The organism is Streptomyces sp. PsTaAH-124, from assembly GCF_000373685.1.
GTDB classification, from domain to species: Bacteria; Actinomycetota; Actinomycetes; order Streptomycetales; family Streptomycetaceae; genus Streptomyces; species Streptomyces andamanensis.
In genome coordinates this window covers 238719-252141 of record NZ_KB892163.1, presented here as the reverse complement: position 1 = coordinate 252141, position 13423 = coordinate 238719, and the positions used below count along the sequence as shown (strand labels likewise).

The window sequence follows — 13423 nt, the reverse complement described above, 5'->3', positions numbered from 1 at the left end:
CGCGAGATGGCCAACGGCCGTGCCGGGCACGGACATCTCGACCTGAATGCGCCCCCTGATGCGCTCCCCGTAGCACCCCGTGCGCCGTCAACTCCCGTGGTGGGAACGGGAAATACCCGGCAGGAAGCAGAGATGATTTTCAGCCAAATTGGCGCGGCGGGAGCGGATGTGCGCACGCTCCGTACACAGTCTGCGCCGGGTGCGGCCAACGCGCAGTCCGGGAGGCGCGGTTGGCCTCCCGGACCGTTCCGCCGCCCGCGGGGATGAAGGCGGCGGTGTCCCCCAGCCCACTGGATCCAGTACAGCGGGCCGACCCACGCAGAACCATGGAACCGTCGCGCCGATGGCCGGAGAAGAGCGCACGGGCGGGCGCACGGCCACACATCGGGAGCACGTGGCAACCGTGCGTGCAGGGCCCGTACTCCCGTGCGGACCACAATCCCGCCAACCGGAAGAATGCCCCTTAACGCTTGGGATGCGGCGAACTACGCTGGGTTTACGAATGCCGCGTGGTTATGCCAGCGCGGCAGCCGTCTGTGTCGAGGGGTGGCGCATGTCCAGGGAGCAACGCGGGCCGAACGAAAAACTCGGCGCCGTTCTCGCCCTCGCGGGAATCAGCAACGCCGGACTCGCACGACGCGTCAACGACCTCGGCGCCCAGCGCGGGTTGACGCTTCGCTACGACAAGACGTCGGTGGCCCGCTGGGTCTCGAAGGGGATGGTGCCGCAGGGAGCGGCGCCGCACCTCATCGCGGCCGCCATCGGCCAGAAACTCGGCCGCCCGGTGCCGCTCCACGAGATCGGCCTCGCGGACGCGGACCCCGCGCCCGAGGTCGGCCTCGCCTTCCCCCGCGACGTCAACCAGGCGGTGAAGTCGGCCACCGAGCTGTACCGGCTCGACCTGGCGGGGCGCCGGGCCGGGTCCGGCGGCATCTGGCAGTCGCTCGCCGGTTCGTTCGCCGTCACCGCGTACGCCACCCCCGCCTCCCGCTGGCTGATAACCCCGGCCGACAGCTCGGTGGCGCGCGAGGCCGGCGGGACCGAGGGCTCGGCCGCACCGCTCAAAGTCGGCCACAGCGATGTGCGCAAGCTGCGGGAGGCCGCCGAGGACGCCAGGCGCTGGGACTCCAAGTACGGGGGCGGCGACTGGCGTTCGTCCATGGTGCCCGAGTGCTTACGGGTGGAGGCCGCGCCGCTGCTGCTGGGCTGCTACTCCGACGAGGTCGGCCGCGCGCTGTTCGGCGCCTCCGCCGAACTGACCCGGCTGGCGGGCTGGATGGCCTTCGACACCGGCCAGCAGGAGGCCGCCCAGCGGTACTACATCCAGGCGCTGCGCCTGGCCCGCGCGGCGGCCGACGTACCCCTGGGGGGATACGTCCTGGCGTCGATGTCCCTCCAGGCGACCTACCGCGGCTTCGGCGACGAGGGCGTCGACCTCGCCCAGGCCGCGCTGGAGCGCAACCGCGGCCTGGCCACCGCGCGCACCATGAGCTTCTTCCGGCTGGTGGAGGCACGCGCCCACGCGCGCGCGGGTGACGCCCAGGCGGCCGGCGCGGCGCTCAAGGCGGCCGAGGGCTGGCTGGAGCGGTCCCGGGAGGGCGACAACGACCCGACCTGGCTCGGCTTCTACGGCTACGACCGGTTCGCCGCCGACGCCGCCGAGTGCTACCGCGACCTGAAGGCACCCCGCCAGGTCCGCCGCTTCACCGAACAGGCGCTGTCCAAACCGACGGAGGAGTTCGTGCGCTCGCACGGCCTCAGACTCGTCGTCTCGGCGGTCGCCGAACTGGAGTCGGGCAACCTGGACGCGGCCTGCGAGCAGGGCGTGCGGGCGGTGGAGGTCGCCGGACGCATCTCCTCCGCGCGCACCACCGAGTACGTCAGGGACCTCCTGCACCGGCTGGAGCCCTACGGCGACGAACCGCGCGTGGTCGAGCTGCGTGAGCGGGCCAGACCGCTGCTGATGACGACGGCCTGAGCGGGACGGGCGGCAGGCGGCTCCCCCGCTCCGTCCCCGTCCCGTCCCCGCCGCGGGATTCCGCCGGGATTCCGCCGGGATTCCGCCGGGGGGGTCCGCCGGAGGTCCGCCGCGGGCCCGAGGGGCCCGGGCCGGCGCTCCCCGCGGCCCCGGCGACCGAGGTGATGCCGGTGATCTTGCCGTCTCCCGGTTTGAAGGCATTGTCAGTGGCGCAGTGCACTATCGGGAGCGGGAGGTGGAGCAGGTGCGGAAGAGCGCTCACGACTGCGATGCGCTGGTGATCGGGGGCGGCATCGTCGGTCTGTCGACGGCGTACGCGATCACCCGGGCCGCGCCGGGCACCCGGGTGACGGTGCTGGAGAAGGAACCGGGCCCGGCCCGGCACCAGACCGGGCGCAACAGCGGGGTGATCCACAGCGGGATCTACTACCGCCCCGGCTCGCTCAAGGCGCGGTACGCGGTGCGGGGCGCCGCCGAGATGGTCAAGTTCTGCGCGGAGTACGGCATCGCGCACGCCGTCACCGGCAAGCTGATCGTCGCCACCGGCCGCGACGAGCTGCCCCGCCTGCACGCCCTGGTCCAGCGCGGCCGGGAGAACGGCATACCGGTGCGCGAGCTGGGCGCCGCCCAGATCGAGGAGTACGAACCGGAGGTGCGCGGCCTGGCCGCGATCCACGTGGGCACCACCGGCATCTGCGACTACACCGCCGTGGCCCGCCACCTCGCGGACGCCTCGGGCGCCGACATCCGCTACGGCGCCGAGGTGGTCCGCGTGGACCGGCGGCCCGAGCGGGGCGTCGCCGTCCTGACGTCCGGCGGCGACATCGTCCGCGCCCGCGTGCTGGTCAACTGCGCCGGGCTGCACTGCGACGAGGTGGCGCGGCGGACCGGGGACGACCCGCAGGTGCGGATCGTGCCGTTCCGCGGGGAGTACTACGAGCTGGCGCGCCCGGAGCTGGTGCGGGGACTGGTGTATCCGGTGCCGGACCCGGCGTTCCCCTTCCTCGGCGTGCACCTCACCCGGGGCATCGACGGCGGGGTGCACGTCGGCCCGAACGCGGTGCCGGCGCTGGCCCGCGAGGGGTACGGCTGGGGGGTCGTACGGCCGCGTGAGCTGGCGGGCACGCTGAGCTGGCCCGGCTCCTGGCGCATCGCCCGCAGGCACTGGCGGTACGGGGCGGGGGAGCTGCGCCGGTCGGTGTCGAAGGCGGCGTTCGCCGAGGCGGTGCGCAGGCTGCTGCCCGCCGTCGAGGAGCGGGACCTGGTGCCCGCGCCCGCCGGGGTCCGGGCCCAGGCCGTCCTGCGGGACGGGACGCTGGTGGACGACTTCCTGATCCGCGAGGGCCCGCGGACCGTGCATGTGCTGAACGCCCCGTCCCCGGCGGCCACTGCCTCCCTGCCGATCGGCCGGGAGGTGGCCCGCCGGGCCCTGGCCGCACTGGCGGCCACGGAGTGAGCGAAGCACCCCGCACCACGGCGAGGCCGACGACGAGGGCCGCCGGAGTCCCGACGGCGGGGGACGCCGTGCGAGCGCACCGCGCCGCCTCGCCCCGCGGGCCGGCCAGGGCCACGACCGCCGGGGACGCCCCGCGAGAGGGCCGAGCGGTCCTGTCGTCCTGTGTGCCGTCCGCCGGCGCCGGGCGGCCCGTCCGGCGCCGTCCGGCCCGTAAAATGGGGCGCACTGTGTCTGACTCCGTGAACACCCCCGCCTCCGCCGCCCCCACTCCCCCGCACACTCCCGGTGAGCCCGACCGGCACACCCGGGCCAAGGGCGAGCCGCGGTTCCCCGACGGTCCCCAGGCGGACCCGGCCGGGTCGCACTTCGAGCGGCGGATCCGCAGCTTCCAGCCGCGGCGCAGCCGGGTGACCACCGGGCAGGCGGACGCGTTGCAGCGGCTGTGGCCCCAGTGGGGGCTGGACATCGACGGACAGCGGGTGCTCGACCTGGCCGAGCTGTTCGGCAACAGCCGGCCGGTCGTCCTGGAGATCGGGTTCGGCATGGGCGAGGCCACCGCGCAGATGGCCGCCGCCGACCCGGACACCGACATCCTCGCCGTCGACGTGCACACCCCCGGCCAGGGCAACCTGCTGGCCCTCGCCGACCGGGGCGGACTCACCAACGTCCGGGTCGCCAACGGCGACGCGATCATCCTGCTGCGCGAGATGCTCACCCCCGACTCCCTCGACGGGCTGCGCGTCTACTTCCCCGACCCCTGGCCCAAGAAGCGGCACCACAAGCGGCGGCTGATCCAGCCGGAGTTCCTGACCCTGGCCGCCGCCCGGCTCAGGCCCGGCGCGCTCGTGCACTGCGCCACCGACTGGGAGCCGTACGCCGAGCAGATGCTCGACGTGCTGAGCGCGCACCCCGCCTTCGAGAACACCCGGCCCGGCGGCGGATACGCGCCCCGTCCCGCCTTCCGCCCGCTGACCCGGTTCGAGGGCCAGGGTCTGGACAAGGGGCACGTCGTGAACGACCTGCTCTTCCGGCGCGTACCGCACGGGTCCGGGCAGTCCGCCCAGGACCCCGCCCCGCATCCCGGCCGCGGCTGACGAGACACCGTCGCGACCGGCACCTTCCCTCGTTAGGGTCAATGACGTGGCCACCTGTCCCCCGTACCCGACGTATCCCAGCGGTCCCCCGCCGATAGCCGACGGCCGGCCGCGCCACGCGCACTGGTGGCACAGGCGGTGGGTGCGCTACGGCGCGCTCGCGGCGCTGCTCGCGCTGTCGGGGCTGGTCATCCTCGCCCTGGTCCGCCGGCAGACCGGCACCGAGGGCTTCCTGGTCGGCCTCGGCCTGGCCGTGCTGCCGGTGCCGCTGCTGACGGCCGCCTTCCGCTGGCTGGACCGGGTCGACCCCGGCCCCTGGCGGAACATGGTCTTCGCCTTCGCCTGGGGCGCCTGCGCGGCGGCGCTCATCGCGATCGTCGCCAACAGCTTCGCCACCAAGTGGATCGCCACCGCGACCGCCGACCCGGCCGGCGCGGACACCCTGGGCGCGACGGTGATAGCCCCGATCGTGGAGGAGTCCGCGAAGGCCGCCGCCATCCTGCTGATCTTCCTCTTCCGGCGACGCGACTTCACCGGTGTCGTCGACGGCGTGGTCATCGCCGGGACCACCGCCACCGGCTTCGCCTTCACCGAGAACATCCTGTATCTGGGGACCGCCTTCGGCACCGACCAGACCAGCGGCTACCAGGGCATCGCCTCCGTCACCGCGGCGACCTTCTTCGTGCGCGTGATCATGTCCCCGTTCGCGCACCCGCTGTTCACCGTCTGCACCGGCATCGGGTTCGGCGTCGCCGCCCTGGCCGGGCAGCGCCAGCGCGCGCGGCGGCTCCTGGTGCCGCCCGCCGGACTGCTGCTCGCCATGGGCATGCACGCCTTCTGGAACGGCTCGTCCACCTTCGGCGAGTACGGCTTCTTCGCGGTCTACGGCGGCTTCATGGTGCCCGCGTTCGGGCTGCTCACCTGGCTGGTCGTGTGGACCCGGCAGCGCGAGCTGCGCACCGTCCGCGAGGAGCTGCCCGCCTACGCGGCCGCCGGGTGGCTGACCCCCGCGGAACCGTTCGCCCTCGGCTCCCTGCGCGCCCGGCGGCTGGCCCGCGAATACGCGGCCCGGCACCTGGGCAAGCCCGCCGCCCGCACCGTCGCCCAGTACGAGGCGTACGCGACCTCGCTGGCGTTCCTGCGCCGCCGGGGACGCCTGGGCCGGGCGGGCGCCGACTTCACCCTGCGCGAGCGGGAGCTGCTGCACGAGCTGTGGCGGCGGCACGAGACCGCCCAGCCCGCCCTGGACCACGCGGCCCGCATGACCGCACCGCCGGTGCGCGTCGTCCCCGCCCCCTGGCCCGCGTACGGCCTGTACGGCTACGGCCCCGGGCCGGGGTACGGGCAGGGACAGGGACACGGTCAGATACCGGCGCAGATGCCGGCGTACGGCTACGGCTACGGACACGGACACAGCGGGTACGGCGTCGCCGCCGGACAGCCCGCGCACGGACAGCCCGCGTACGGGCAGCCCCCTCACGGACAGCCCCCGTACCGCGCCCAGCCGTGAGGCCGGGTCAGGCCGAGGCGCTGGTCAGCTTCGCGGTCTCCTCGTCGGTCAGCCGCAGCTCCGCCACGCCCAGCAGGGCCGGAAGCTGCTCCACGGTGCGCGCCGAGGCGATCGGGGCGACGACCGTGGGCTGCGCCGCGAGCCAGGCGAGGGCGACCGTGGCCGTCTCGGCGCCGCGGGCGCGGGCGACCTCGTCGAGCGCGGCCAGGACCTTCTGCCCGCGCTCGGTCTCCAGGTGCTTGGCCGCGCCCTGCGCGCGCGGGCTGTCGACCGTCGTGCCGGGCCGGTACTTGCCCGTCAGGAAGCCCGCCGCCAGCGCGTAGTACGGCACCGCCGCCAGGCCCGCCCGCTCGGCGAGGTCCCGCAGAGCGCCCTCGTAGGTGTCCCGGGAGACCAGGTTGTAGTGCGGCTGGAGCGCGACGTAGCAGGCCAGACCCTCGCGTTCGGAGAAGTCCAGGGACTCCTTCAGGCGCTCGGCGGAGATGTTGGAGGCGGCGATGTACCGCACCTTGCCCGCCCGCACCAGTTCGTCCAGGGCGCCGATGATCTCCTCGACGGGCACCTCGGGCCGGTCGAAGTGCGTGTAGTACAGGTCGATGTGGTCGGTGCCCAGCCGCTTGAGGGAGGCGTCGGCCGCGGCCTTGATATTGGCGGCGGACAGGCCCTGGAAGTCGGGGTGCTGGCTGACCTTGGTGGCGACGACGACGTCGGAGCGGTTGCCGCGCTCCTTGATCCACTTGCCGATGATCGTCTCGGACTCGCCGCCCCGGTGGCCCTCCACCCAGGCCGAGTAGGAGTCGGCGGTGTCCAGGAAGTTGCCGCCGGCCGCCGTGTAGGCGTCCAGGACGGCGAAGGACCGCTCCTGGTCGGCGGTCCAGCCGAAGACGTTGCCGCCGAGGGCGAGCGGGAAGACCTCGAGGTCGGACGAGCCCAGCTTGTGCAGAGAAGTCATGTGATCCATCAACGCCCCCGGCGGAGCAGCCCATTCCGCGCCCCGCCGGTCCCGGGCGCAAAGCTTGCGCAAACCACCCGGACGGCTGGCGACGCGCCCGCAGCCATGCCCCCCCCCCGGCCCGGGGGATCAAGGGATCGGGGGATCAGGCGGACGGACAGGGCATCAGGGGGTGAGGCCCTTGGCCTGGAGCCAGGCCATCGGGTCGATGCCGGACGCCTGACCGCCCGGGTGGACCTCCAGGTGCAGATGCGGACCGGTGACGTTGCCGGTGGCGCCGACCCGGCCGATGACCTCGCCGGTGGCGACCTTCTGCCCGGCGCTCACGCTGATCGACGACTGGTGGCAGAACCACAGCTCGGTGCCGTCGTCCAGGGTGAGGATCGTGCGGTAGCCGTAGGCACCCGCCCAGCCGGCCTCGGTGACGGTGCCGCTGTGGATCGCCTTGATCAGGGTGCCGGTGGGCGCGGCGAAGTCGAGGCCGGTGTGGTGCCCGGAGGACCACATGGAGCCGGCCTGGCCGAAGGTGGAGGTGATCGTGTACGAGGAGGTCGGCAGCGTGTACTGCTTGGCCAGCTCCGCCAGCCGCGCCGCCTCGGCCTTCTTCCGGGCCTCCTCCTCCGCCTTCTTCTTCTCGGCGGCGGCCTTGGCCTCGGCCTCCTGCTTCGCCTCGGCGGCGGCCTCGTCCGCCTGCCGGGCGGCGCGCTGGACGGCGGCCTGCTCGGTGGCGGCCTCGGCCCTGGCCGCGACCTGGGCCTGCTGCTGCTCGGCCTGGGCCATGATCCGGTTGCGCAGCGCCTCGCCCGCGCCGGACGCGGCACGGGGAGCGGCCGTCGTCCCGGCCGGTGCGGCGGTGACGTCGCTGAGCGCGGTGGCGGAGCCCTCGTGGCGCTCCTTGGCGGAGCCGCCGTCGAAGAGGGAGCCCACGGAGGCGGGCAGCGCGTGCAGGTCCGGCACGTCGGGCAGCGAGATCGCGACCGGCGGCTTGCCGGTGTTGGCGCTGGCCATGCCGCCCGCGCCGACGGCCGCTATGACGCCCACGCCGAGCACGGTGGAGCTGCGGGCCAGCCCGCCGCCGCGCTGCTTGGCGACGCGGTGCCGGCCGCGCACGGGGCGGAGGGAGTCCTCGGTGGGGTTCCACTCCTCCACGGGGCCCTCGTCGGGGGTCCGGCCGCCGTAGCCGAAGGAATCGGTGCGCTGGCTCGGCATGAACGGGGCTTCTGGGGCAGGCCGGTTGGACGCCACGCGGGCGTGCTCCTTTCCTTCCGTCTCGCCTACCGGGTTAGCTGACGGGTTCGGAGCGGGAAGGTCTCCTACGCGCGTCAACCGGCCGTACACATACGGCGGATGATGCCCGATTCACCCCAAATTGGTGGTTCCCCGGTTCCCTTGCGGGATTCGGCGCGCGCGCACGGAGCCGCCTCTGATGACGGCTGGGACGACCGCGCTGCGTTATCGAACGTTAATAGACCCGGGCCTCCGATTCCAAGCCGCCCGCCTTGATCATTAAACCTTTTTGGCCAAGACGTACACCCCAGAGATGACGAAACCAGGGCGAGTTGACTGAACTTCAGGCCATTTCCGGCGCGCGACGACGGCGCGGACGCCCACGAGAGAAGTGATGGTGTGTCAGTTGTTATGCGGACGGGCACGGGCCGGTCACGCGAGGTGACATCGGCCAAGGGGCGACCGGGAGCCGGAATAGCGCAGAAGACCGCAGCAGAGAACCACGGAAGACCGCCGGAAGCCCGGAAAACACTCAGGGCCGGAATCCGTTTCCGGATTCCGGCCCTGAGTCTTCAGTAGCGGGGACAGGATTTGAACCTGCGACCTCTGGGTTATGAGCCCAGCGAGCTACCGAGCTGCTCCACCCCGCGTCGTTGAGATAACTGTACCTCACCTGCGGGGTGGATTGCACACGCGTTACGGCAGGTGCCGGTTCGGCTCCTTGGCCAGGGCCTCGAACTCCGGCAGCACCACGACGTCCGCGCCCTCTGCCGCCAGCACCCCGGAGCCGTCGGCGGACTCCACGAAGGTGTCCGGCTCCCGCCACGCCGTGACGACCCGCCGCACCCCCGCGTCCAGAATCAGCCGGGCGCACGGCCGCGGCCGGGAGGCGCGTCGGGCGCACGGTTCCAGGCTGCTGTACACCGTGGCCCCGGGCAGCCGCGGGTCCACCGGGTCGACCTTGGCGAGCGCGGCCTCCTCCGCGTGCACCACCGGGTCACCGGCCTCCCGCGAGTGGCCCCGGGCCAGCTCGGTGCCGTCCGCCGCGACCACCACCGCGCCCACGCTGAACGCCGTGCGCGAGGGCGGGCACTGCGCGGCCAGCTCGCAGGCGATCCGCAGCCAGTGCCGGTCGGCGGGCACGGCGCCGGTCCCGGTGCCGGGGGCCGTGGGCTCGTAGCGCATGAGGACGACGTCCCCGAGGGCCCGGGTCTCCAGCAGCCGCAGCCGTCCGGCCTGGTACGCGCCCGGCCCGAACAGGCGCGGCGCCGCCGGGTCCCCCACGATCAGCGGCGCGACCACGAGCTGGAGCTCGTCGGCGAGCTGCTGCCTCAGCAACTGGGTGTGCACCGTGCCGCCGCCCTCGACCATGAGCCGGCGCACCCCGCGCACGTCGTGCAGATGCTCCAGCAGGCGCCGCCAGTCGAGCGCCGCGCCCAGCGGGACTACGGAGACGGAGGCGGCGCCGGTGGCGGGGACGGGGGCGGTGGCGGGGGACGCGGCATCGGGATCCTCGGATCCGGGGGCCGTACCGACGCCCGCGCGGCGCAGCCGTTCGGCGCCCTCGTCGGTCGTGTAGACGGCCTTCTCGCCGCCCGTGTGCCAGAAGCGCGCCCGCGGGTCCAGCTCGCCGGTGGCGGTGACCGTGACCTTCAGCGGATGCTCCGCCCGGCCGGCGGCGACCCGGGCCGCGCGGCGCTCGGGCGCGTTGACCAGCAGGCGGGGGTTGTCGGCGCGCAGGGTGCCGGCGCCGACGAGGATGGCGTCGGAGGCGGCCCGCACCGCGTCGACCCGGTCGAAGTCGGCGGCGCCGGACAGCAGCAGGCGGTCGGGACCGGTGTCGTCCAGGCAGCCGTCCAGGGAGACGGCGGCGGACAGCAGGACATGGGGCAGGGGCATCGGGGCGCACTCTTTCTCGGAGGCGGACGGACTCGGAGGCGTGGGGGCGCTCGGTTTCTACCCGTCCATCCTCGCGGCCCCGTCCGGAACCTCACCGTCCGCCCCTGGGTCCGGGCGCGTACGTCCCCCGGCGGGGCACCGGCCCGGTGGCGTCACCCGGTCCAGTGTCCCGAGGTGAACGTCACCGCGAGCACCGCCGTCAGCGGCGCGACCACCCCGACGTACGCGTCCTTCACCCAGCGCCGCCGCAGGCTCCAGTGGGCCAGGCCGGTCCACAGCGGCCACCAGATCAGGGTGGCGCGGGGCACGGAGAGGTACCAGTAGGACGTGCCCAGGGCCCACAGGTTGAGGGCGATGAACACGGCCTCCGGCCAGCGGCGGCGGACCAGCAGCACGGCGAGCAGCAGCACCCCGACCGCCATGGCCGCCAGCTCCAGCTGGAACTCGACGGCGTACCCGGTGCTCTGGAGGTGGCCGAAGGCGTTGTGCCAGGTGTTGCGGAGGGACTCGGCGGGGGTGTGGAAGTCCCGGTACCAGCCGCGTTCCTCGGCGTGCTTCCAGGCCATCCAGTCACCGGTGTGCGCCCGCAGGTAGCCGGTGTAGACGGCGGCGGGCACGGCGGGCAGCAGGCACCAGCCGAGCGGGAGCAGCCGACGGGCGAGCGGCGCGCCGTCCGAGCCGTCCGAGCCGTCCGAGCCGTCCGAGCCGTCCGCCCGAGCCTGCGCGCGTACGGCGAGCAGGAGTTCGACGGCGAGCGCGGCGGCCAGGAACAGACCACTGACCCGGACGGTGGTGGCCGCCGCGCCGAGCAGCCCGGCGAGCGGCCAGTTGCCGCGCTTGGCCGCGAGCCAGGCGGGGAGCGCCAGGGCGAGGAACAGCGACTCGGTGTAGCCGGCGGCCAGGAACACCGCGGCGGGCGAGAACAGCAGGAAGGTGGCGGCCCGCGGGCCCGCCTCGCCGCCGTCCGGGCGGCCGAGAGCGGCGATCCGGCCCAGCGCCACCACGGCCACCGCCCCGCTCACCAGGGAGATCAGCAGCCCGGCCGCGGTCCAGTCGGGGACGACGGTATGGACGGCGCGCAGCAGGAGCGGGAAGCCGGGAAAGAACGCCACCCGGTTGTCGTGCGGGACGTCGATGCCCGGGAACGCGTCGAAGTAGCCGTACTCGGCGATCCGCCGGTAGTGGACCCAGTCCCACTGCTCCCAGCGGGAGAGCCAGGTGGCGGGGGTCCGGTCGGCGGTGCCGCCGGGGGCCAGCCAGGCGCTGGCGTAGGCGACGAGGCCGAGGCCGAGGCGGGTGAAGAGGTAGAGGCGCAGGACGCGGAGGTCGGCCGGGGTGAGGCGGCCGGACAGCCAGTGCGGTGTGCGGTCGGGTATCCGGCCGCGTATCCGCTCCGGTATCCGGCCGCGTATGCGCTCCGCCACCCGGCCGGGCGTCCGCCGCCGCCCGTGCGGCCGGCCTCCCGGGCCGGCTTCGGCCCCGGCGGCGGGGGCGGAGCCCGGTCCGCGGGGGCCGCCGCCCGGCCCGGGGGCGCCCGGGGTCTCGGTCGTGGGCAGGGTCGTGGTCATCGGGCGTCCGTTCCTGAGAGGGGCCGGGCGGGCGGTGGGGGAGGCGGCTGCGGTCGGCGCTGCGGCTGGGCCCGGGACACGCGCGTGGACTACCCGTGCCCGGCGGTGCCACTGGTGCCGCCGGACGGGGGCGTGGTCCGGGACGCCGGGGCGTACGAGGGCGAGGAGGAGCCCCCGGCCGTGGCCGGCGGGAGGGTCGTGGCGGCCCGGGAAGGGGAGCCCGAAGAGGCTTCCGAAGGGGGGTCGCTCGGGGAGAGGCTGGGCGACGCTGTCCGGTCCGGGTCCGCCCGCGGGGAGAACGGCGAGGACAGGGGGCTCACCGCGGGGCGCGGCGGGGCCGTGCCGGGTTCCACGCCGACGCGGGTGCCGGGCAGGAGGAACAGTCCGAGGCCCGCCCCGGCGACCGCCAGCAGCGAGCCGACGGCCCGTTGCGCCGCGCGCGCCCGGCGGCGCGCCCGTACGCCCTCCCACAGGCGGGCGCGGTGCCGGGGCTCGAAGGGCGTGTGCTCCTGCGGCGCGCGCATCAGCCGCGCCAGCCGCCGTTCGAAGTCGTCGTCCATGGTCCTCTCCTTCACCCCACCGACTCGCTGACGTCGTCCAGGAGCTGCCTCAGGCGCGCCACTCCGCGCGCGGCGTGCGAGCGGGCCGTGCCCAGCGGGCAGCCCAGCGCGTCCGCCACCTGGCTCTCGGAGAGGTCCTGGCAGTAGCGCAGCACCACCACGGCCCGCTGCCGCGGCGGCAGGCGGGCGAGTGCCGCCTCCAGCCGCGAGCGCTCGGCCACGGTCGCGGACACATCGCCCGCCATCGCCGTCTCGGGCACCTGGTCGACGGGGCGCTCGCCCCACCAGCGCCGCCGCGCGGAACGGGCCGCCGCCCGGACCATCACCTTGCGTACGTACGCCTCCGGCGCCTCGTGGGCCACTTTCGGCCACACGAACCAGAGTTTGACGAAGGCGTCCTGCACCAGGTCCTCCGCACGGTGCCGGTCACCGCCGGTGAGCAGCCGGGCGAGGTGGAGCAGCGCCGACCAGCGGGCCGCCACGAACTCGTCGAACTCACCGGCCAGAGCCTGCCGCATCCCCACCGTCCCCGTTCCCGCCGGTCGCCTACATCTGGGAACAAGACAGTGGCAGGTCCGGTTCTATGCACCCGCCCGCTGTGATCCGGGTCACCGGGGTACGGAGCGTGTCACCCCGGGCCGGTCAGGGCCTGCCGAGCGCGGCCACCGCCCGCCGCGCCTCCTCGACGAAGGCGGCCTTCGCGCGGTGCAGTTCGTCCGGCGAGTCGTGCCGCCGCAGCCCCTCCAGCAGCCCGTTCGCGGCGGCCGCCGCCTCCGGGGGCCCTTCGAGCACGACACCGGCGTACGCCCGCTGGAGCGACAGCTCGTGATCACCGCCACCACCGCCGCGGCCGGACCGCTCGGTCAGGAGCCTGGCCTCCGCGGCGCCCAGGAACTCGGCGTAGACCTGCCTGCGGAGCGCGACGGCGCGCTGGCCGTCGGCGCCCCGCAGCGTCATCCTCACCGACTCCAGCAGCGCCTCCGCCTGCCGGTCGCCCGCGTGCCGGGCCGCCTCGGCCTGCCGCACCCCGGCGCTCCTGCCGTACCAGCCCGTGACCACACTGCCCACGATCGCCGAGCCCGCGGCGATCAGCGCGATACCCCATTCACCCATGCCGCCATCCTCTCGGTCGCGCCCGGCCGCGGACCCCGCTCCGGCCACAGGTGCGGCAGGGATCAC

11 protein-coding genes, 1 tRNA gene and 1 riboswitch are annotated in these 13423 nt (G+C 74.5%); of the genes, 4 read left to right on the top strand and 8 right to left on the bottom strand.

All coding sequences use genetic code 11. From position 1 onward, the window contains the following. The first annotated feature begins 553 nt into the window (after window positions 1–553). The 4 genes from B086_RS0110800 to B086_RS39725 all read left to right on the top strand — a co-directional run bounded on the left by B086_RS0110800 (window position 554) and on the right by B086_RS39725 (window position 6038). Window positions 554–1978 carry a hypothetical protein gene (locus B086_RS0110800; RefSeq protein ID WP_026252295.1) on the top strand — a complete coding sequence of 475 codons (1425 nt, stop codon included), beginning with the start codon at window positions 554–556 and terminating at the stop codon, window positions 1976–1978. A 235-nt stretch (window positions 1979–2213) separates the two neighbouring features. Continuing rightward, on the top strand, window positions 2214–3434 hold the full coding sequence (lhgO, locus tag B086_RS0110795) for an L-2-hydroxyglutarate oxidase (protein ID WP_018566416.1): 1221 nt from the start codon (window positions 2214–2216) through the stop codon (window positions 3432–3434). A gap of 227 nt (window positions 3435–3661) precedes the next feature. Continuing rightward, a complete protein-coding gene (gene trmB, locus B086_RS0110790; protein ID WP_199785664.1) occupies window positions 3662–4528 on the top strand; it encodes a tRNA (guanosine(46)-N7)-methyltransferase TrmB in 867 nt (288 codons plus the stop codon). A gap of 46 nt (window positions 4529–4574) precedes the next feature. After that, window positions 4575–6038 (top strand): PrsW family intramembrane metalloprotease, encoded by a 1464-nt coding sequence (locus B086_RS39725; RefSeq protein ID WP_078531046.1) that lies wholly within the window; start codon window positions 4575–4577, stop codon window positions 6036–6038. Window positions 6039–6045: 7 nt separating this feature from the next. Here the strand turns inward: B086_RS39725 and B086_RS0110780 are convergent, their stop codons facing one another. The 8 genes from B086_RS0110780 to B086_RS0110745 form a co-directional block, all read right to left on the bottom strand. Further along, window positions 6046–6990, bottom strand: coding sequence for an aldo/keto reductase (locus B086_RS0110780; protein WP_018566413.1), 945 nt, complete (start codon window positions 6988–6990; stop codon window positions 6046–6048). A gap of 165 nt (window positions 6991–7155) precedes the next feature. Then, window positions 7156–8235 (bottom strand): M23 family metallopeptidase, encoded by a 1080-nt coding sequence (locus B086_RS0110775; RefSeq protein ID WP_026252294.1) that lies wholly within the window; start codon window positions 8233–8235, stop codon window positions 7156–7158. An 11-nt stretch (window positions 8236–8246) separates the two neighbouring features. Then, window positions 8247–8404: riboswitch (cyclic di-AMP (ydaO/yuaA leader) on the bottom strand. A 389-nt stretch (window positions 8405–8793) separates the two neighbouring features. Then, a tRNA-Met gene (locus B086_RS0110770) sits at window positions 8794–8867 on the bottom strand. 46 nt (window positions 8868–8913) lie between these two features. After that, window positions 8914–10116: a dihydrofolate reductase family protein gene (locus B086_RS0110765; protein WP_018566411.1), complete on the bottom strand. Its 1203-nt coding sequence runs from the start codon at window positions 10114–10116 to the stop codon at window positions 8914–8916. A 152-nt stretch (window positions 10117–10268) separates the two neighbouring features. Further along, complete coding sequence (locus B086_RS0110760; protein WP_018566410.1) at window positions 10269–11684, bottom strand: mannosyltransferase family protein; 1416 nt, start codon at window positions 11682–11684, stop codon at window positions 10269–10271. A gap of 89 nt (window positions 11685–11773) precedes the next feature. Continuing rightward, window positions 11774–12244, bottom strand: coding sequence for a hypothetical protein (locus B086_RS39720; RefSeq protein ID WP_051115806.1), 471 nt, complete (start codon window positions 12242–12244; stop codon window positions 11774–11776). An 11-nt stretch (window positions 12245–12255) separates the two neighbouring features. Next, window positions 12256–12762 (bottom strand): SigE family RNA polymerase sigma factor, encoded by a 507-nt coding sequence (locus tag B086_RS0110750; RefSeq protein WP_018566409.1) that lies wholly within the window; start codon window positions 12760–12762, stop codon window positions 12256–12258. A 124-nt stretch (window positions 12763–12886) separates the two neighbouring features. Next, window positions 12887–13357 carry a hypothetical protein gene (locus B086_RS0110745; RefSeq protein ID WP_018566408.1) on the bottom strand — a complete coding sequence of 157 codons (471 nt, stop codon included), beginning with the start codon at window positions 13355–13357 and terminating at the stop codon, window positions 12887–12889. Window positions 13358–13423 lie beyond the last annotated feature (66 nt).